General features: G+C 66.3%; 18 protein-coding genes. 5 read left to right on the forward strand and 13 right to left on the reverse strand.

Features of this window, described 5'->3' with window-relative positions:
* Positions 1–8 precede the first annotated feature (8 nt).
* The 5 genes from AC5Y21_RS03330 to AC5Y21_RS03350 are packed head-to-tail and all read left to right on the forward strand — an operon-like array spanning position 9 to position 4,144.
* On the forward strand, positions 9–917 hold the full coding sequence (locus AC5Y21_RS03330) for a DUF4129 domain-containing protein (protein ID WP_499909577.1): 909 nt from the start codon (positions 9–11) through the stop codon (positions 915–917).
* Complete coding sequence (locus AC5Y21_RS03335) at positions 914–1,396, forward strand: hypothetical protein (RefSeq protein WP_499909384.1); 483 nt, start codon at positions 914–916, stop codon at positions 1,394–1,396. Before AC5Y21_RS03330 ends, AC5Y21_RS03335 begins: the two co-directional genes overlap by 4 nt.
* A gap of 19 nt (positions 1,397–1,415) precedes the next feature.
* On the forward strand, positions 1,416–2,384 hold the full coding sequence (locus tag AC5Y21_RS03340) for an AAA family ATPase (protein ID WP_499909386.1): 969 nt from the start codon (positions 1,416–1,418) through the stop codon (positions 2,382–2,384).
* Between the two features lie 19 nt (positions 2,385–2,403).
* Entirely contained in the window at positions 2,404–3,693 is a 1,290-nt protein-coding gene (locus AC5Y21_RS03345) for a DUF58 domain-containing protein (protein WP_499909388.1), read from the forward strand.
* Position 3,694: 1 nt separating this feature from the next.
* Complete coding sequence (locus AC5Y21_RS03350) at positions 3,695–4,144, forward strand: hypothetical protein (RefSeq protein ID WP_499909390.1); 450 nt, start codon at positions 3,695–3,697, stop codon at positions 4,142–4,144.
* 50 nt (positions 4,145–4,194) lie between these two features.
* On the opposite strand, the gene nuoN is transcribed toward AC5Y21_RS03350, so the two are convergent.
* From nuoN to AC5Y21_RS03415, 13 genes are read right to left on the reverse strand one after another with little or no spacing between them, the layout of a single operon-like run.
* Entirely contained in the window at positions 4,195–5,796 is a 1,602-nt protein-coding gene (gene nuoN / locus AC5Y21_RS03355) for an NADH-quinone oxidoreductase subunit NuoN (protein WP_499909392.1), read from the reverse strand.
* Positions 5,793–7,376 carry an NADH-quinone oxidoreductase subunit M gene (locus AC5Y21_RS03360; protein ID WP_499909394.1) on the reverse strand — a complete coding sequence of 528 codons (1,584 nt, stop codon included), beginning with the start codon at positions 7,374–7,376 and terminating at the stop codon, positions 5,793–5,795. The genes nuoN and AC5Y21_RS03360 overlap by 4 nt, the downstream gene beginning before the upstream one ends.
* Positions 7,373–9,262, reverse strand: coding sequence for an NADH-quinone oxidoreductase subunit L (nuoL, locus tag AC5Y21_RS03365; RefSeq protein WP_499909396.1), 1,890 nt, complete (start codon positions 9,260–9,262; stop codon positions 7,373–7,375). The genes AC5Y21_RS03360 and nuoL overlap by 4 nt, the downstream gene beginning before the upstream one ends.
* Positions 9,263–9,273: 11 nt before the next feature.
* Entirely contained in the window at positions 9,274–9,573 is a 300-nt protein-coding gene (gene nuoK / locus AC5Y21_RS03370; RefSeq protein ID WP_499909398.1) for an NADH-quinone oxidoreductase subunit NuoK, read from the reverse strand.
* Complete coding sequence (locus AC5Y21_RS03375) at positions 9,570–10,391, reverse strand: NADH-quinone oxidoreductase subunit J (protein ID WP_499909400.1); 822 nt, start codon at positions 10,389–10,391, stop codon at positions 9,570–9,572. Before AC5Y21_RS03375 ends, nuoK begins: the two co-directional genes overlap by 4 nt.
* Complete coding sequence (gene nuoI / locus AC5Y21_RS03380; RefSeq protein WP_499909402.1) at positions 10,388–10,945, reverse strand: NADH-quinone oxidoreductase subunit NuoI; 558 nt, start codon at positions 10,943–10,945, stop codon at positions 10,388–10,390. Before nuoI ends, AC5Y21_RS03375 begins: the two co-directional genes overlap by 4 nt.
* The gene (gene nuoH / locus AC5Y21_RS03385; RefSeq protein WP_499909404.1) at positions 10,938–12,197 is read right to left on the reverse strand and encodes an NADH-quinone oxidoreductase subunit NuoH; all 1,260 of its coding nucleotides are present in this window, start codon (positions 12,195–12,197) and stop codon (positions 10,938–10,940) included. Before nuoH ends, nuoI begins: the two co-directional genes overlap by 8 nt.
* A gap of 55 nt (positions 12,198–12,252) precedes the next feature.
* Positions 12,253–14,679, reverse strand: coding sequence for an NADH-quinone oxidoreductase subunit G (locus AC5Y21_RS03390; protein WP_499909406.1), 2,427 nt, complete (start codon positions 14,677–14,679; stop codon positions 12,253–12,255).
* A 7-nt stretch (positions 14,680–14,686) separates the two neighbouring features.
* Positions 14,687–16,015 carry an NADH-quinone oxidoreductase subunit NuoF gene (gene nuoF, locus AC5Y21_RS03395; RefSeq protein WP_499909408.1) on the reverse strand — a complete coding sequence of 443 codons (1,329 nt, stop codon included), beginning with the start codon at positions 16,013–16,015 and terminating at the stop codon, positions 14,687–14,689.
* Positions 16,012–16,770, reverse strand: coding sequence for an NADH-quinone oxidoreductase subunit NuoE (nuoE, locus tag AC5Y21_RS03400; protein ID WP_499909410.1), 759 nt, complete (start codon positions 16,768–16,770; stop codon positions 16,012–16,014). Before nuoE ends, nuoF begins: the two co-directional genes overlap by 4 nt.
* Positions 16,767–18,083: an NADH dehydrogenase (quinone) subunit D gene (gene nuoD, locus AC5Y21_RS03405; protein WP_499909412.1), complete on the reverse strand. Its 1,317-nt coding sequence runs from the start codon at positions 18,081–18,083 to the stop codon at positions 16,767–16,769. The genes nuoE and nuoD overlap by 4 nt, the downstream gene beginning before the upstream one ends.
* Positions 18,083–18,796 carry an NADH-quinone oxidoreductase subunit C gene (locus AC5Y21_RS03410; protein ID WP_499909414.1) on the reverse strand — a complete coding sequence of 238 codons (714 nt, stop codon included), beginning with the start codon at positions 18,794–18,796 and terminating at the stop codon, positions 18,083–18,085. The genes nuoD and AC5Y21_RS03410 overlap by 1 nt, the downstream gene beginning before the upstream one ends.
* Positions 18,793–19,347 (reverse strand): NuoB/complex I 20 kDa subunit family protein, encoded by a 555-nt coding sequence (locus AC5Y21_RS03415; protein WP_499909416.1) that lies wholly within the window; start codon positions 19,345–19,347, stop codon positions 18,793–18,795. Before AC5Y21_RS03415 ends, AC5Y21_RS03410 begins: the two co-directional genes overlap by 4 nt.
* Position 19,348 lies beyond the last annotated feature (1 nt).

A 19,348-nucleotide genomic window follows, 5' to 3' on the forward strand; every position in this document is an offset into this window, starting at 1 on the left:
TGCTGTTGATGCTTGTTGCTGCTGCCTTGCGGGGGTACCTTCCGGCCCGTGGCCGTTCGACACATGACCTGATCGGCAACCGTGCGGCGCTGATGATCATCGTTGCGGCACTGAGCGTGACGCTGGTGTTGGTGGCGATGGCGGTCATTGCGCGGTTGCGCGACCCGCAGGCGGTGGCGCCCCACACGCGCGATCTGTCCGAAATGCTGGGCGGCGGCCGGGGACGGACGAATTGGCGCGTGCTGCTGATCGGATTCGCTGTGATCGCCGCCTGGCTGTTGATCGCGATGCTGCTGGCCCAGCTGTCCGCGCCGCACGACGTCAGTTCCTCGGTCCCTACGGCGGATCCGACCGCGTCGCCGCCGGCGACCCGCACAGCGCCGCCGCCGGCGCCGCAAAACCCGGCCAACGGCTCGGGCGACATGTTCAAAATCCTGCTCGCCGGCGCGATTCCGACGATGCTGATCATCGTCGCCGGAGCGGTCGTCCTGTCGCGACGACGCTGGCGTGCGGTCACACCGGTGACCATCGTCGACGACCACGTCAAACCACCGCCTCCGCCGCCGGATTCGCAATCGCTGGTGCGGGCGGCCGAAGTCGGGCTTGCCGAGATTGCCGACCCCAGCCGCGAACCACGAGAGGCGATCATCGCCTGCTATGCGGCGATGGAACGTGAGCTCGCGAATGTGCCCGATGCCGTCCCGCAGGAGTTCGACACCGCCACCGAGGTGTTGGCCCGCGCTGTCGAACACCATGCGCTGCATATCGATAACGCCGTGCAGCTGGTGAACCTGTTCGCCGAGGCGCGGTTCAGCCCGCACGTGATGAACGAGGACCACCGCGAGGTGGCGGTGCGGGTGCTTCGGCTGGTCCTCGATGAGCTCGGTCCGCGCACCGGTATCCGGAGCGACATATGAATAGGCTTATCGCGCTGGGGGTTTGCCTGATTGTCGGGATCGAGTTGCTGGCGCTGATATTGCAGGACCGTCGGTTCGTGCTGGCGGGGGCCGGCGTCGCAGTGGCCTTGGTGCTGCTCAATGTCCGCCGGCTGGTGGGACACGAAGCCGGAGCCGAGGCCGAGGGTGACGCTGACGATCTGGGGGATGGGTTGCGCCGCTGGCTGTCCACCACCGAGACGACGATCCGGTGGTCGGAGTCGACCAGGGCGGACTGGGACCGGCATCTGCGACCGATGCTGGCCCGGCGCTTCGAGATCGCCACCGGCCATGGGCAAGCCAAGGACCCGACGGCGTTCCATGCCACCGGCCGAATGCTGTTCGGCGCGGAATTGTGGGAATGGGTCAATCCGAACAACGTCACGCGTACCGGGGACCGCACGCCGGGCCCCGGCCGTGCTGCGCTCGAAGAAATCCTGCAAAAGTTGGGGCAAGTGTGATGGGAGGCGCCACCCGGATATGACTATGCCGGCCGCCTGGGCGGCGAGTAAGACCACTTCCCACTGCGAGGCGGTCCTCGACGAAATCGAACGTGCCGTAGTGGGTAAGCGCTCCGCCCTCACACTCATCCTCATCGCGGTGCTCGCGCGCGGTCACGTATTGATCGAAGATCTGCCCGGCCTCGGCAAGACGTTGATCGCGCGGTCCTTCGCTTCCGCGTTGGGGCTGCAATTCACCCGTGTGCAGTTCACTCCCGATCTGTTGCCCGCTGACCTGCTCGGCTCAACCATCTACGACATGCAGTCGGGCCGTTTCGAATTCCGCGCCGGGCCGATTTTCACCAACCTGCTGCTCGCCGACGAGATCAACCGCACGCCGCCCAAGACCCAGGCGGCGTTGCTGGAGGCGATGGCCGAGGGCCAGGTAAGCATTGACGGCCAAACCCACAAGCTGCCAATGCCGTTCATCGTTCTGGCCACCGACAACCCGATCGAGTACGAGGGGACTTACCCGTTGCCGGAGGCACAACTGGACCGGTTCGCGATGCGGCTGGAACTGCAATACCTCTCGGAGAGCGACGAAACCGCGATGCTGCGCCGTCGCCTCGAACGCGGCTCGGCCGAGGCGACGGTGAATCAAGTCGTGGATGCCCACGATCTGCTGGCGATGCGTGAATCGGTCGAGCAGGTGACCGTGCACGAGGACGTCTTGCACTATGTGGTGTCGCTGGCCGCCGCGACCCGTCATCATCCGCAGGTGGCGGTGGGAGCCAGCCCCCGAGCCGAACTCGACCTCGTTCAACTTGCCCGTGCCCGCGCCCTGCTGCTGGGCCGCGACTATGTGATCCCCGAAGACGTGAAGGCGCTCGCCACCGCGGCGGTGGCACACCGGATCACCTTGCGCCCCGAGATGTGGGTGCGAAAGATTCAGGGCGCCGACGTCGTTGCGGAACTCTTGCGGCGCCTTCCCGTTCCGCGTACGAAGTGAGACACCGGATGAGTTCGGTGTGAGCGAAAGCCAAGAGGTCGAGTTACGCTGGCGCGCATCACAACTGACGGGGGCAATCGCCACCTGCGCCGGATTCACCTTGGCCGCAGCGGTAGTCGGCGCCCGCTGGCAGTTGATCGCGTTCGCGGCGCCGCTGCTGGGTGTGTTGTGCTCGATCAGCTGGCAGCGCCCGGTGCCGAAGATCCGCGTGTCCGCGGAGCCTGACTCACAGCGACTCTTCGAAACCGAGCAGGCGCGCCTGACAGTGTGGGCCACCCTGGCAAAAGACGAAGCCGGCTCAGCGTCGGCGGCGTCGGCGGCCTCGGGGGTCGGCATTACCGTCTCGGCCGTCGAGGGAATGCAGCTGGAGGTGACCCAGCAGGCCGGTCTCCCCGGCTCAGCCTCGAAATCGGTTACGGCAGTGGCGCAACGCTGGGGCCGGTACCCCATCACGGCGCGGGTGGACATCGTCGCGCGCGGCGGGTTATTGACGGGGACGGGGACCGTCGCCGCCGCCCACATCATCGTGTTTCCCTTGACGCCGCCACAGTCGACGGCGATCCCGCGAACCGAGCTGTTGGACCGTTTGGGCGCCCATCTCACCCGCTACATCGGCCCGGGTGTCGAGTACGCCGACATTCGCCTGTACGTCCCCGGCGACCAGCTGCGCGCGGTGAACTGGCCGGTGAGCGCGCGGCGTGGCCGGTTACACGTGACGCAGCGATTGACCGACCGCGCGGCTGACGTGGTGGTGCTGATCGACACGTATCAGCAGCCGCCGGGCCCGGCGACCGAGGCAACCGAACGTATCGTGCGGGGCGCCGCTCAGGTGGTGCAAACCGCGCTGCGAAACGGCGACCGCACCGGCATCGTCGCGCTGGGCGGCAACCGCCCGAGATGGCTTGGGGCCGACATCGGGCAGCGTCAGTTCTATCGGATCCTCGATACCGTGCTCGACGCCGGAGACCGGTTCGAAAGCACAACGGGGACACTGGCGCCCCGCGCGGCCGTTCCCGCCGGGGCGATCGTCATCGCGTTCTCCACACTGCTGGACACCGAATTCGCACTGGGCTTGATCGACCTGCGCAAGCGCGGCCATGTCGTGGTGGCCGTCGACGTTCTGGACAGCTCGCCCTTCGAGGGTGAGCAGGACCCGCTGGTGGTCCGGATGTGGGCGTTGCAGCGCTCTTCGATGTATCGCGACATGGCCACCGTCGGAGTCGACGTGGTCGCGTGGCATGGGGACGAAACGCTGGAGCAGTCAATGGGTGCGTTGCCCGACCGTCGTCGCCGGATCCGGAGGCGCTGACGTGACAACCATCGCGCAACCTGGAGCCCGTGCTCTCGCAGCGGTATTCGGGCTCCTGATGGTGAGTTTGGCCGCGCTCGGATCCCACGGACTGGCGTTCGCCGCGGGAGCGGCAGCGCTGATCGCGGCGGTTGTCGGACTGGCTTTCCGTCCGGCCGCAACGCTTGCCGTGCTCCTGACTGTGTGCACCATCGTGCTGTCCAACCCGTTGCCGCACATTGCCGCAATGTCCGGACTTTGCGCCACGGCTTACCTGCTGTGCCGGTATGCCGTCGGCGCGCCCGTCGGCGCCCTCCTGGGCAGTGGACCGACAGCCGTTGCGGCCCTGGGCTTTACCATCGCAGGCTGGGCGGCGACGTCGTTCCCCCTGCAGTTGCCATGGTTGCCGTTGGTGGCTCCGCTGGCGGTGCTGGCTGTCTACGTGTTGGCCACGCGGCCGTTTCTTGGCTGAGCTGAGCGCGCGTCTGCTCGCGCCAGGCAGGTGAAGCCGCGGCCGTCGATTCAGTGCAGCATCTGCGCGGCCTGGTTGGCCAGGTCGAGCAGCGGCTGCGGGATGATACCCAAAAGCACTGTGACTACCGCACATACCGCGATCGCTACCTTGCTCAAGATGCCCGGGGCGTACACCTGCGGCGTCTTGTCGGATCCGTCGGTGAAGAACATCAGCACGATCACCCGCACGTAGAAGTACGCGGCCACTCCACTGGAGACCACACCGATGACCACCAGCGGCACGGCGCCACCCTCGGCCGCGGCCTTGAACACGGCGAACTTGCTGACGAATCCACTGGTCAGCGGAATACCGGCGAAGGCCAGCAAGAACATCGAAAGCATCACGCCCACAATGGGGGAACGCTGTCCGAGCCCGGCCCAGTGGGACAGGTCGGCGTCTTCGACACCGTCGACGTTGCGGATCAAGCCGACGATGGCGAACGCGCCCACCGTGCTGAAGCTGTAGGCGACCAGATAAAACAACGTCGACGAAAGTCCTGCCGGGTTGTCGGCGATCACGCCGGTGAGGATGAAACCAACGTGGGCGACCGACGAATAGGCCAGCATCCGCTTGACATCGGTCTGGTTCACCGCGGTGACGGTGCCTACCGCCATGGTGAGGATCGAAATCGCCCACAGCACCGGCCGCCACTGGTCATGCAGCGGCGGCAGCGCGACATAGACCACCCGCAGCAGGGCACCGAACGCCGCGGTTTTGGTGGCCGCGGCCATGAACCCGGTGATCGGGGTGGGCGCACCTTGGTAGACGTCGGGAATCCAGGAGTGGAATGGCACCGCGCCGACCTTGAACAGCAGGCCGACCGACAGTAGCGCGACACCGACCAGGGCCAGCGAGGTGTCGCCATGCGCCGCAAGCGCTTTGCGGATCAGGGGCAGGGTCAGGGTGCCAGTCGCGCCGTACAGCAGCGCCACGCCGTAGAGGAAGAAGGCCGACGAGAACGCACCGAGCAGGAAGTACTTCATCGCCGCTTCCTGTGACAGCAGGCGGCGGTGCCGGGCTAGTCCGCACATCAGGTACAGCGGCAGCGAGAGAACTTCCAGCGCAACGAACATCGTCAACAGGTCGTTGGACGCGGGGAACACCATCATGCCGCCGACCGACAGCATGGCCAGCGGGAAGAGCTCCGTCTGCGCCGCTCCGGCCCGCTCCGCCTCGCGTTCGGCTTCGCCGCCGGGAACCGCGGACGCTTGCGGAGTAAAAGAGTCCAGTCCGCCCGAACGCCCCGCCGCCACAGCCACTTTGGTTTGCGCCGCGGCGGTTTGCGCTGCCGCGCGGGCGTTGCGCTCGGCCATGAAGATGACCGCCATCACCGCGACGAGCAGGATCGTGCCCTGCAGGAACAAAGTCGGTCGGTCCACGGCCACCGCACCCAGCACGGCCGCACGACCGGACGCCCCGAGCGACCTGGCCACCACGACGACGGCGACGAACGCCGCGATCAAACCGCCCAGGGCTAGCGTGACCTGCGCGAGGTACCGGGCCCGTCGCGGCAGGAACGCTTCCACCAGCACGCCGACCACAGCGACCGAAAAGACGATGAGCATGGGGCACAGCAGGAAGTACTCGACGCTGGGGGAGGGAAGGGTCATCGGTGCGGTCCTTCGGCTGTGCGGGGTGCGGCCTGCCCCGGTGGCACGCGCGGCGCGGGATCATGCTGGCCGGTGGTGGCCATGGTGTTCTCGACCGCGGGGTTGATGATGTCCAGCACCGGTTTGGGGTAGACCCCGAGCACCAGCAGCATCGCGATCAGCGGTGCCACGACGACCATCTCGCGCCCGACCAGATCACGGATGTGTTCGTTGCCTTTGGCCACCGGCCCGGTCATCGTGCGCTGGTAGAGCCACAGCATGTAGATGGCGGACAGCACCAACGCGGTGACCCCGAATGCCGCCGCCAGCCAGTAACGGTTGAAAGTTCCCAGCAGGACCAGGAATTCACTGATGAACGGGGCCAAGCCGGGCAGCGACAGCGTGGCCATGGCCGAGACGAGGAACGTGCCGGCCAGGATCGGCGCCACCTTTTGCACCCCGCCGTAGTCGGAGATCGTTCTGCTGCCGTGCCGCGAAATCAGGAAGCCTGCGATCAGGAACACCGCCGCCGTGGACAGCCCGTGGTTGAGCATGTACAGCGTCGACCCGCTCTGCCCCTGGCTGGTCATCACGAAGATGCCCGCGATGATGAAGCCGAAGTGCGAGATCGATGTGTAGGCGATCAGCCGCATCATGTCGGCCTGGCCGATCGCGACGACCGCGCCGTAGATCACCCCGATGATGGCCAGCGTGATGATCAACGGACGGAAATACGTTGACGCGCCAGGGAACAACTGCAGACAGTAGCGCAGCATGCCGAACGTGCCGACCTTGTCCATCACCGCCATCATCAGCACCGCGGTGGCCGGTGTGGACTCGACGGCTGCATCGGGCAGCCAGCGGTGGAATGGCCACAGCGGTGCCTTGATGGCGAAGGCGAACATGAAGCCCAGGAACAGCGCCTTGATGACCGCGGGGTCGGCGCGGTAATAGCCCCATGCGAAGCCGGTCACGATCTGACGGAAGTCGAATGTGCCGGAGCCATGCTGCGAGGTCACCACATACAGCCCGATCACCGCGGCCAGCATGATCAACCCGCCGAACAGGTTGTACAGCAAGAACTTCACCGCAGCGCGGGAGCGCCCGCGGCCTTGACCGAAGCCGCCGATCAGGAAATACATCGGGACGAGCATGGCCTCGAAGAACACGTAGAACAGCAACACGTCCAGCGCGACCACCGAGACCAGCACCATCGACTCGATGGCCAGCGCCAGGGCGATGTAGGCGTGCACACCCCGGGGGTTCCGGTCGCCGCCGTCGTTCCAGCCGGCCACCAGCAACAGTGGCATCAGGACCGCGGTCAGTATCACCAACACCACCGCGATGCCGTCCACGCCGAGGGTATAGCCGGCGCCGAACGCCGGTATCCAGCGGTGGCTTTCGACGAACTGGTAGGCCGCGCCCCCGCTGGAATCGAACCCGACCGTGATGACGATCGCGACCGCCAGGGTCAGGCCGCTGACGAACAGACCGGTCCACTTGGCGAACTCCCGCAACGCCGGGGGCAGCAGGATGATCAGCACCGAACCGGCCAGCGGCACCAGCCACAGCACCGTGAGCCACGGTATGTTGCCGCTCACCACAGCTTCACCGCCAGGAGGAGAGCGACCACCAGGGCCGCGCCGGCCAGCATCGACAACGCGTAGTTGCGCGCGAAGCCGGTTTGCATCCGCCGCAGGCCGTTCGACGTCAGGCTCACCAGTGCGGCCAGCCCGTTGACCGAGCCGTCCACACCCGCGTTGTCGACCGCGACCAGCGCGTTGGTCAGCTGCCCACCAGGGCGCATGAACACCTCCTCGTTGAAGGCATCGCCGTACAGGTCGGCGCGTGCGGCCGTGGTAAGCACCGATACTCCGACGGGGGCAACCCGGGGGATTTCCACCTTGCCGCCGTACATCCGGTAGGCCACCGCGATTCCCACGGCGACGACGGCCAGCGCCACCACTGTGGTGACCCAGGCCGGGAAGGCATGGGCGGCTTCCTCATGGGCTCCGACGACCGGCTCGAGCCAGTGCTTCAAAGTGCCCCCGATGGCGAACAGCCCACCGGAGAACACCGAGCCGACGGCCAGCAGGATCATCGGCCACGTCATCAGTCTCGGCGCCTCATGTGGATGCAGGCCCGGGGCCCAACGTTTTTCGCCGAAGAAGGTCATCAGCATCACCCGCGTCATGTAGAACGCGGTGATGCCCGCACCCAGCAGCGCTGCCCCGCCGAGCACATAACCGCGGGTGCCGCCGGCGCCCAGCGCCGCCTCGATGATCGCGTCCTTGGACCAGAAGCCCGCGAACGGCCACACACCGATGATCGCCAGATAGCCCAGCCCGAACGTGACGAAGGTGACCGGCAGAGCGGTCCGCAGGCCGCCGTAGCGGCGCATGTCCTGCTCTTCGTCCATCGCGTGGATCACCGCACCGGAGCCGAGGAACAGGCCGGCCTTGAAGAACCCGTGCGTGAGCAGATGCATGATCGCAAACGCATAGCCGGCCGGGCCCAGGCCGGCGGCCAGCACCATGTAGCCGATCTGGCTCATGGTGGACGCGGCCAACGCGCGCTTGATGTCGTCCTTCGCGCAGCCGATGAACGCCCCGAACAGCAACGTGACGGCGCCGACGACGACCACCCCCAGTTGCGCGTCGGGAGCCAGGTTGTACAAGGGGTTGGACCGCACGATCAGGTACACACCCGCGGTCACCATCGTGGCGGCGTGGATCAAAGCCGACACCGGGGTGGGGCCCTCCATCGCGTCACCCAACCACGCCTGCAGCGGCACCTGCGCGGACTTGGCGCAGGCGCCCAGCAGCAACAGCAGACCCATCACCGTCAGCGCGCCCTGACTTGCGCCCTTTGCGCCGGCGAACACCCCGGCATACGACAGGGTGCCGAAGGTGCTGAACATTAGGAACATGCCCAGAGCGAGGCCGGCGTCGCCGACCCGGTTCATCACGAATGCCTTCTTGGCCGCGGTGGCCGCCGAGGGCTTGTGGTACCAGAAACCGATCAGCAGGTAGGAGGCCAGGCCGACGCCTTCCCAGCCGACGTAGAGCAGCACATAGTTGTCGGCGACCACGAGCAGAACCATCGAGGCCAAAAACAGGTTGAGATAGCCGAAAAACCGGCGGCGGTCCGGATCGTCGGCCATGTAGGCGACCGAATAGATGTGAATCAGCGATCCCACGCCGGTGATCAATAGCACGAAACACATTGACAACTGGTCGATCTGCAGGCCGAAGTCGACCTGCAGTTGGGCGACGGGAATCCAGCTGAACACAACTTGGTGGATGACGCGGTGCGCTTCGTCTGAGCCGAGCATGTCGGCGAGCAGGCTCACGCCGACCCCGAACGGCGCCAGCGCCGCGGCGCAGCCCAGCCAATGGCCCCACGCGTCGGTGCGTCTGCCGCCGAACAGCAGGATCGCGGCACCTGCCAGCGGCAGTACCACAAGCAGCCAGGTGTAGTGAGTCATCTTGGCGTTCTTCAGCCTTTGAGTAGATTCGCGTCGTCGACGGACGCCGATTTACGGGTACGGAAAATCGTCATGATGATGGCCAGGCCGACGACGACCTCGCAGGCGGCTACCACCATCGTGAAAAAGGCGATCATCTGGCCGTCCAGGTGCCCGTGCATTCGGGCGAAGGTGACGAACGCCAGGTTGACGGCGTTGAGCATCAGCTCGATGCACATGAACATCACGATGGCATTGCGGCGCAACAGCACACCGGCGGCCCCGATGGTGAACAACAGCGCCGAAAGGTAGAGGTAGTTGGCCGGGTTCATGACAAACCGCCTTGGACGGGCTGGGGGTCCGGCTCGGAGCCGGCTTCGGCTTCGGCGCCGGGAGACGCAGGCGTTTGCAGTTCCGCGCCGTCCGCGCCGCGGGTCCGCAGGATTTTCGAGACGGACAGCTCCGAGTAGGAGCCGTCGGGGAGCAGCGCGGCCACGTCGACCGCGTTCTGGCGCGCGTAGACACCGGGGCTGGGCAGCGGCGTGGCGCGCCGGCCGGGACGGAACCGCTCCTGGGAGAGTTCGCGCTGGGTCTTGCGGCGCTCGAAACGTTCCCGATGGGCCAGCACCATCGCGCCCACCGCGGCGGTGATCAACAGCGCGCTGGTCAACTCGAACGCCCACAGGTAACGCGAAAAGATCAGCGCCGCCAGGCCTTCGACGTTGCCGTTGGCATTGGCGGTGGTCAGTCCGACGAAGCCGCCGGTTGCCACGTTGCCGATGGCGCCGATGAGCAGAATGCCGAACCCGACCCCGGTCACCACCCCGGCGATTCGCTGGCCGCGCAGCGTTTCCTTCAGTGACTCCGCGGAATCCACACCGATCAGCATCAGCACGAACAAGAACAGCATCATGACCGCGCCGGTGTAGACCACGACTTGAACGACGCCCAGAAACAGTGCGTCCTGGATCATGTAGAACACGGCCAGGACGATCATCGTCATCGCCAGGAGCATCGCCGAGTAGACGGCGTTGACCGACAGCACCACGCCGATCGCGCCGATCAGCGCCATCGACCCCAGCACCCAGAACGCCACCGCTTCACCGGTGGAAGTGCGCACGATGACGTCCGTCGCAAGTGTCGCGATCACTGAGCGTCTCCGGCTTGGGGTGCGGCGCTTTGCGTCTCGCGCAAGCCGTTTGCGGTCACGTTGCCCTGGTAGTAGTCCTTGTCGGTGGCGTCGGGCGCTCTGGGATGCGGCGGCGCGGTCATCTCCGGCAGCAGCGGGGCCAGCAGCCGGTCCTTCTCGTAGATCAGGTCGGCGCGGTTGTCGTCGGCCATCTCGTAGTCGTTGGTCATTGTCAGCGCCCGGGTCGGGCAGGCCTCGATGCACAGGCCGCAGCCGATGCAGCGCAGATAGTTGATCTGGTACACCCGCCCGTAGCGTTCGCCTGGCGAAAATCGTTGCTCTTCGGTGTTATCGGCGCCCTCGACGTAGATCGCGTCGGCCGGGCAGGCCCAGGCGCACAGCTCGCAGCCGATGCATTTCTCCAGGCCGTCGGCGTACCGGTTGAGTTGGTGGCGGCCGTGGTAGCGCGGTGCGACCGGGCCGGGCTTCTCGGGGTACTCCTCGGTGACGGTCTTTTTGAACATCGAGCCGAACGTCACGCCGAATCCTGCGATCGCGTCCAAGAACCTAGGCACGTACTGTCTCCTTGCTCGCGTCGGCTTTCTGCGTCGGCAGCGGCGGTGTCGGGAATGACGTTGCGGTGCCGGCACTTTCGGTTTCTTCACGACGCTGCTTGGCCAGCGCCCGCGCCTGGGCGCGCGGGCTGGGTACGCTGAACGGCCTGCGCAGCGAGAACACCAGCGCGGTGGCGACAACGACGCTGCTGATCACCAGCAGCAGGGTCCAATGCTGGTAGCCCTGATTGCGCAGCGTGCGAATGACCGCCGCGATCATCACCCACACCAGCGAGACCGGGATCAGCAGCTTCCAGCCCAGCGCCATGAACTGGTCATAGCGCAGCCGCGGCAGCGTGGCCCGCAGCAGGAAGTACATGAACATGAAGGTCCACACCTTGGCGACGAACCAGAGCAGCGGCCACCAGCCGGTGTTGGCTCCCGCCCACATGTTCAGCGGCCAGGGAGCGTGCCAACCGCCGAGGAACATCGTCGCGGCCAACGCCGAAACCGTCGTCATGTTGACGTATTCGGCCAGCATGAACATCGCGAACTTCAGCGACGAGTACTCGGTGTGGAAACCCGCGACCAGTTCACCCTCGGCTTCGGGCAAATCGAATGGCGCCCGGTTGGTTTCACCCACCATGGAGACCAGGTACACCACGAACGACGGCAGCAGCAGGAAGACGTACCACACGCCGTTCTGCGCGGTCACGATCTTCGATGTCGACATGCTGCCGGCGAACAGGAACACCGTCGCGAACGACAGCCCCATCGCCACTTCGTAGGAAATGACCTGTGCGGTGGACCGCACCCCGCCCAGCAGCGGGTAGGTGGAACCCGACGCCCAGCCGCCCAGCACGATGCCGTACACCCCGATCGCCGACAGCCCGAGGATGAGCAGCACCGCGACGGGCAGGTCGGTCAGCTGCAACGGGGTGCGGTGACCGAACACCGACACCTCGGGACCGAACGGGATGAACGCGAAGGCGGTGAATGCGGGAATCACCGAAATGACCGGTGCCGCAAAATATACGAACTTATCGATCCCGTTGGGGGTAATGCTCTCCTTCAGCGCCAGTTTGATGCCGTCGGCCAGGCTCTGCAGGGCGCCTTTCGGGCCTACGCGGTTAGGCCCGGGCCGCAGTTGCATCCGACCCAGCAGCTTGCGTTCGGCCAGGATTGCCACCAGCACCGTCAACATCAAGAAGACGAATATGGCCAGCGACTTGCCCAGCACCAGCCACCAGGTGTCGTGCCCGAACGCCGTCATGCGCGCCGCTCCTCCCCATCGCTTCGCTCTGCATCGTCGCCGCCGCGGTGCATGTTCACTTGTTCACCCCGATTTTCACGACGCTGCCGAGTGTTACGCCCAGTTGCCGGTGCACGGCCGAACCCGGGGAGTTCAGCGGCAGCCACACCACCCGATCGGGCATGTCGGTGATGGTCAGCGGCAAGGTGATCGAGCCACGTGGCGTGCTGACCGTGACTTCATCGCCCTCGGCGGCGCCGATCTCGGCCGCGGTATCGGCCGACAAACGCACGATCGGTGCGCGCGCCGTACCGGCCAGATGCGGCTCGCCGTCCTGCAGCCCCCCGGCGTCAAGCAGCTGACGCCAGCCGGTCAACACCGCCTCGCCGGATTCGGGTTGGGCCGAGTCGTGGGCGGCGACCTGCGGGCTCGCGGCGTATTCGCCGTCCCAGGCTCCCAACGCGGAGAGCTCCAGGTGGGCCATCTCGGCGCTGGATAATCCCAAGAAGACGCCCATTTCGTCGGCCAGCGCGTCGAGCACCCGGTGGTCCGACTGGCGGGCTCCCTGGCTGGTGCCGTGCAGCGCGGGTGCGAACCCGCGGTAGCGGCCCTCCCAGTTGACGAAGGTGCCGGCCTTCTGCGCCGTCGACGCGACCGGAAACACCACGTCGGCGCGTTCGGTCACGGCACTGTGGCGCAGCTCCAGGCTGACCACGAAGTCCGTCGCGTCCAGCGCGGCCAGCACCGCGTCCGGATCGGCGAAGTCGGCGGGTTCCACGCCGCCGACCAGCAGCGCGCCCAGGCTGCCGTGGGTGGCAGCGGCCAGGATGCCGTCCGCGTCACGTCCGGCCGCGGAAGGCAATTCGGCGACGTGCCATGCGGCGCTGACCTGCGCGCGGGCAGCGTCGTCGGTCACGGGACGGCCACCCGGCAGCAGTGTGGGAAGCGCCCCGGCCTCTAGTGCGCCACGCTCGCCGGCGCGCCGCGGCACCCACGCCAGCCGCGCGCCGGTGGTCTCGGCAAGGCGCGCCGCCGCGGACAATCCGCCCGGCACCGTGGCCAGGCGTTCGCCGACCATGATGACCGCATTGGGCGTGGACAGCAGGTCGCCCACTTCACCGGTGGCCAGCCCGTCCAGCACCGACGGCTCCTCGCCGGGAACGGTTTTGAGCAACCGGCCGGACATCTTGTGCAGCGCGCGCGTCGCGAACGGGGCGACCGCGTACACCGGAACCTTGTTTTTGCGCGCGGCCTTGCGCAGCCGCAGAAACACGATCGGCGATTCCTCTTCCGGCTCGAAGCCGACCAGCAGCACCACCGGTGCCGATTCCAGGTCGCTGTAGCTGACCGTCACCGGCCGGCCGGCGATGTGGGCCGCCAGGAACTCGGCTTCCTCGGCCGAGTGCGGGCGGGCGCGGAAGTCGATGTCGTTGGTGTCCAGCGCGATTCGGGCGAATTTGGCGTACGCGTAGGCGTCCTCCCAGGTCGCCCGGCCACCGACCAGCACACCCGTGCGGCCGCGCGCGGCCTCGAGCCCCTGAACCGCCGTCACCATGGCGTGCGACCACGACGCGGGTTGCAGCGTGCCGTCCGCGTCGCGGATCAGGGGAGTGGTGAGCACGTCGGGCTGGGTCGCGTAGGTGAAGGCCCACCGGCCCTTGTCGCAGTTCCACTCCTCGTTGACTTCGGGGTCGTCGCCGGCGAGCCGGCGCAGCACCTTGCCGCGGCGGTGATCGGTACGCTGCGCGCAACCGGACGCGCAGTGCTCGCACACGCTGGGGCTGGAGACGAGGTCGAACGGGCGGGCCCGGAACCGGTAGGCGGTGCCGGTCAGCGCGCCGACCGGGCAGATCTGCACGGTGTTACCGGAGAAGTACGAGTCGAACGGTTCGTTGGCATAGATGCCGACCTGCTGCAGGGCGCCGCGCTCCAGCATGTCGATGAACGGGTCTCCGGCGATCTGTTCCGAGAAGCGGGTGCAGCGGGCGCACAGGATGCAGCGCTCGCGGTCCAGCAGCACCTGCGAGGAGATGTTGATCGGCTTGGCGAAGGTGCGCTTGACGTCGGTGAAGCGAGAATCCGCGCGGCCGTTGGACATTGCCTGGTTCTGCAGCGGGCATTCGCCGCCCTTGTCGCACATCGGGCAGTCCAGCGGATGGTTGATCAGCAGCAGCTCCATCACGCCGTGCTGGGCGTTGTCGGCGGCCTCCGAGGTGAGCTGCGTACGCACGACCATGTCGTCGGTGGCGACGGTGGTGCACGACGCCAGCGGCTTGCGTTGCCCCTCGACCTCGACCAGGCACTGTCGGCATGCGCCGACCGGATCGAGCAGTGGATGATCGCAGAACCGCGGAATCTGGATGCCCATCAGCTCGGCCGCGCGGATCACCAAAGTCCCCTTGGGAACGCTGATTTCGACGTCGTCGATGGTCAGCGTCACCATCTCCGGCTCGCTCACCCCGTCGCCGGTTTGGGCCTCGGCCGCACCAGAAGTGGTGGTCATGGAAGTGTCACGCCTTTCCGTCCAACGTGAGCATGGAGTCGCGGGGGTCGAACGGGCAACCGCCTCTTTCCACGTGGGCGATGTACTCGTCGCGGAAGAGCTTGACCGACGAAATCACCGGGCTGGCAGCGCCGTCGCCCAACGCGCAGAACGCCTTCCCCAAGATGGCATCGGAGATGTCCACCAGCTTGTCGATGTCTTCGTAAGTGCCCTTGCCGGTTTCCAGCCGCTCGTAGATCTTGTCCAACCAGAAGGTGCCTTCCCGGCACGGTGTGCATTTGCCGCACGACTCGTGTTTGTAAAACTCGGTCCAGCGGCGCACCGCGCGCACCACACAGGTGGTCTCGTCGAAGATCTCCAGCGCCTTGGTGCCCAACATCGAACCGGCCGCACCCACACCTTCGTAGTCCAGCGGTACGTCGAGATGCTCGTCGGTGAGTAGCGGCGTCGACGACCCGCCCGGTGTCCAGAACTTGAGCCGGTGCCCAGCGCGCACCCCGCCGGCGTAGTCGAGCAGCTCACGCAACGTGATACCCAGCGGTGCCTCGTACTGTCCCGGGCGGGTGACGTGTCCGGACAGCGAATACAGCGTGAAGCCAGGCGATTTCTCGCTCCCCATCAACCGGAACCAGTCCACGCCGTTGAGAATGATCGCCGGGACGCTGGCGATCGTCTCGACGTTGTTGATCACCGTGGGGCAGCCGTAAAGGCCGGCGACGGCGGGAAACGGCGGCCGCAGCCGCGGCTGGCCGCGCCGCCCCTCCAGCGAGTCGAGCAGCGCGGTTTCCTCGCCGCAGATGTAGGCGCCCGCGCCGGCGTGCACCACCAGCTCCAAATCGAATCCGGAACCGTTGATATTGCTGCCCAGGAAGCCGGCCTGATAGGCCTCGGCCACCGCGTTCTGCAGGCGGCGCAGCACCGGCAGCACTTCACCGCGCACGTAGATGAAGGCGTGGTTCGCGCGGATCGCGTAAGAGGCGATGATGACGCCCTCGATGAGCACGTGCGGCGTCGCCAGCATCAGCGGAATGTCTTTGCACGTACCGGGTTCCGACTCGTCGGCGTTGACCACCAGGTAGTGCGGCTTGGCGGCCGCGCCGGTGTCGCCTTGCGGGATGAAGGACCACTTCGTGCCGGTCGAGAACCCTGCGCCGCCGCGCCCCCGCAGCCCCGAGTCCTTCACGGTTCCCATCACCGCGTCGGGCTCCATCGCCAGCGCCTTCTCCAGGGCTTTGTAGCCGTCATGGCGCTGATAGGTCGCCAGGCTCCACGACTCGGGGTCGTCCCAGTAGCGGCTGATCACCGGGGTCAACGGAGTTGCCTGCGAGGTACTCATGACTGACCCCCCGGCCCGGGAGGTGCTTCCATGCCGTTTTCCTGCGCCACCCGCAGGCCGGCCAAGGTGGCCGCGCCCGGACCGCCCTGGCCCTGGTCGGGCCGCGGGTCGGGTAAACCGGCCAGGATGCGCGATGTCTCGCGGAACGCGCACAACGGGGCGCCGCGGGTCGGCTCCTTCGGTTCTCCGGAGCGCAGCGAGTCGACGAGTTCGCGCGCGGAGTCCGGTGTCTGGTTGTCGAAGAACTCCCAGTTGACCATCACCACCGGCGCGTAGTCACAGGCCGCATTGCATTCGACGTGTTGCAGCGTGACGGTCCCGTCGTCGGTCGTCTCGTCGTTGCCGATGCCGAGATGGTCCTTGAGGGCGTCGAAGATGGCGTCGCCACCCATGACGGCGCACAGCGTGTTGGTGCAGACACCGACCAGATAGTCGCCGGTGGGGCCGCGGCGATACATGGTGTAAAAGCTCGCCACTGCCGACACTTCGGCGCCGGTCAGTCCCAATTGCTCACCGCAGAACTCCAATCCGGCGGGCGTCAGGTAAGAGTCCTCGGCCTGGACCAGATGCAGCAGCGGCAACAACGCCGAGCGCTTGCTGGGGTAGCGGCCGATGATCTCCTTGGCGTCCACCTCCAGCCGCGCCTGCACGTCCGGCGGATACGACTGGGGAGCACCCTCGACCACGAACTGGTTGGGCTCGTCGGGCGGCGGTCCGAGCCGGATGAACACCGGCTGGCCCTGCGGTCCGGTCATCGGTCCACCCCGCCCATCACCGGGTCGATGCTGGCGACCGCGGTGATCAGATCGGCGACCATCCCGCCCTCGCACATCGCGGCGACCGCCTGCAGGTTGGTGAAGGAAGGATCCCGGTAGTGCACCCGGTAGGGACGGGTACCGCCGTCGCTGACCATGTGTACGCCGAGCTCGCCGCGCGGCGACTCGACTGCCACGTAAACCTGGCCCGGCGGAACGCGAATGCCCTCGGTCACCAGCTTGAAGTGGTGGATCAACGCCTCCATCGAGCTGCCCATGATCTTGGCGATGTGCTCCGGGGAGTTGCCCATGCCGTCGGGGCCCACCTTCAGGTCGGCGGGCCACGCGATCTTGCGGTCTTCGATCATGGTGGGGCCCGGCCGCAACTTGTCCAGACACTGCTCGATGATCTTCACCGACTCCCACATCTCTTTGACGCGAATGATGTAGCGCCCGTAAGCATCACAACTGTCATCGGTGATGACGTCGAACTCGTAGTTCTCATAGCCGCAGTAGGGTTCGCTCTTGCGCAGGTCGTGTGGCAACCCGGTGGACCGCAGGATCGGGCCGGTGATGCCCAGTGCCATGCAGCCGGCCAGGTCCAGATAGCCGACACCCTCGGTGCGCGCCTTCCAGATGGCGTTTTCGTTGAGCAGGTTTCCCATGTCGCGCAGTGATTGCCGCAACGGCTCGAGGTAGTCCGCGATCTTGCTGGCCGCGTCGGGCGGCAGATCCTGGGCCACGCCGCCGGGCCGGATATAGCCGTGGTTCATCCGCAGCCCGGTGATCAGTTCAAAGATGTTGAGGATGTACTCGCGCCCCCGGAAGCCGATGAACATCGCCGTCATCGCGCCCAGTTCCATACCGCCGGTTGCCAATGCGACCAGGTGCGACGAGATCCGGTTGAGCTCCATCATCAATACCCGGATCACGTTGACGCGCTCGGGTATTTCGTCGGTGATGCCGAGCAGCTTCTCTACACCCAGGCAGAACGCGGTTTCGTTGAAAAACGGTGACAGATAATCCATCCGGGTCACGAAGGTGACGCCCTGAGTCCAGTAGCGGTACTCGAGGTTTTTCTCGATTCCGGTGTGCAGGTAGCCGATTCCGCATCGGACCTCGGTGACCGTCTCACCTTCGATCTCGAGGATAAGCCGCAGCACACCGTGGGTGGACGGGTGCTGGGGACCCATGTTGACGACGATGCGTTCACCGGGATCGGCTTGGCGGGCAGCCTCGACGATCTCGTTCCAGTCCTGCCCGCCGGCGACCAGGACGGTATCAGGTTCGGTCATTCCTGTGGTCTCGGTCATCAGTTATAGCCCCTCCGCTCGTCGGGCGGGGGTATCTGGGCGCCCTTGTATTCCACTGGAATTCCGCCTAGTGGGTAGTCCTTGCGTTGCGGGTGGCCGTGCCAGTCGTCGGGCATCTCGATGCGGGTCAGCGACGGATGGCCATCGAAGATGATCCCGAAGAAGTCGTAGGTCTCGCGCTCGTGCCAGTCGCTGGTCGGGTAGATGTCGAACAGCGACGGGATGTGCGGATCACTGTCCGGCGCAGCCACTTCCAGCCGGAGACGACGGTTGTGGGTGATCGACTGCAGCGGGTAGACGGCGTGCAGTTCGCGGTCGGTTTCGTGCGGGTAATGCACCCCGCTGACGCCCAGACACAGTTCGAAGCGCAATTCCGGCTCGTCGCGCAGCCGGCGCGCGACCTGAGGCAGCATCTCGCGGCGGACGTGCAAGGTCAGTTCGTCGCGGTCGACCACGACTTTCTCGATGGCGTCGTCGAATTCGACGTCGACGCCCTGAAGCGCCTCGGCCAGCCGGTCTGCGATGTCGTCGAAATAGCCGCCGTACGGCCGCGGGCTGCTGCCCGGGAGGGCGACTTCGCGCACCAGCCGTCCGTACCCGGAGGTGTCGCCGGTGCCTTTGACGCCGAACATGCCGAGGCGAACGTCGACTACCTCTTGGGTGGACGAGCCGCGGGTGGTCGCCTCCTGAGGGTCCTGGTCCGGCGAGCTCATCGCAGCAATCCGTGCATCTCGATGGTGGGTTTGGCGGACAGCGCAGCCTGCTCGGCCTCGGCGATGGCCTGCTCGCGGTTGACCCCCAACGGCATTTCCTGAATCTTCTCGTGCAGCTTGAGGATTGCGTACAACAACATCTCGGGTCGCGGAGGGCAGCCGGGCAGGTAGATGTCCACCGGCACGACATGGTCCACGCCCTGCACGATCGCGTAGTTGTTGAACATCCCGCCCGACGAGGCGCACACGCCCATGGACAGGACCCACTTCGGCTCGGCCATCTGGTCGTAGATCTGACGCAAGACCGGCGCCATCTTCTGGCTGACGCGCCCCGCGACGATCATCAGGTCGGCCTGCCGGGGTGTCGCGGAGAACCGCTCCATTCCGAACCGGGCAAGATCAAAGCGCGGTCCGGCGGTCGCCATCATCTCGATCGCGCAGCAGGCCAACCCGAAGGTCGCCGGCCACAGCGAGTTTTTGCGGACATAGCCCGCCACCTTCTCGACAGTTGACAGCAGGATGCCACCGGGCAGCTGTTCTTCCAGGCCCACG

The sequence above is a fragment of the Mycobacterium sp. NGS41 genome, assembly GCF_059812725.1.

What these genes read in the sequence shown, in the direction of transcription:
- AC5Y21_RS03330 (WP_499909577.1), top strand. Translation starts at nt 9, where the DNA reads ATGCTTGTTGCTGCTGCCTTGCGGGGGTACCTTCCGGCCCGTGGCCGT.
- AC5Y21_RS03335 (WP_499909384.1), top strand. Translation starts at nt 914, where the DNA reads ATGAATAGGCTTATCGCGCTGGGGGTTTGCCTGATTGTCGGGATCGAG.
- AC5Y21_RS03340 (WP_499909386.1), top strand. Translation starts at nt 1,416, where the DNA reads ATGACTATGCCGGCCGCCTGGGCGGCGAGTAAGACCACTTCCCACTGC.
- nuoN (WP_499909392.1), bottom strand. Translation starts at nt 5,796, where the DNA reads ATGACCCTTCCCTCCCCCAGCGTCGAGTACTTCCTGCTGTGCCCCATG.
- nuoL (WP_499909396.1), bottom strand. Translation starts at nt 9,262, where the DNA reads ATGACTCACTACACCTGGCTGCTTGTGGTACTGCCGCTGGCAGGTGCC.
- nuoK (WP_499909398.1), bottom strand. Translation starts at nt 9,573, where the DNA reads ATGAACCCGGCCAACTACCTCTACCTTTCGGCGCTGTTGTTCACCATC.
- nuoH (WP_499909404.1), bottom strand. Translation starts at nt 12,197, where the DNA reads ATGACGGCGTTCGGGCACGACACCTGGTGGCTGGTGCTGGGCAAGTCG.
- AC5Y21_RS03390 (WP_499909406.1), bottom strand. Translation starts at nt 14,679, where the DNA reads ATGACCACCACTTCTGGTGCGGCCGAGGCCCAAACCGGCGACGGGGTG.
- nuoF (WP_499909408.1), bottom strand. Translation starts at nt 16,015, where the DNA reads ATGAGTACCTCGCAGGCAACTCCGTTGACCCCGGTGATCAGCCGCTAC.
- nuoE (WP_499909410.1), bottom strand. Translation starts at nt 16,770, where the DNA reads ATGACCGGACCGCAGGGCCAGCCGGTGTTCATCCGGCTCGGACCGCCG.
- nuoD (WP_499909412.1), bottom strand. Translation starts at nt 18,083, where the DNA reads ATGACCGAGACCACAGGAATGACCGAACCTGATACCGTCCTGGTCGCC.
- AC5Y21_RS03410 (WP_499909414.1), bottom strand. Translation starts at nt 18,796, where the DNA reads ATGAGCTCGCCGGACCAGGACCCTCAGGAGGCGACCACCCGCGGCTCG.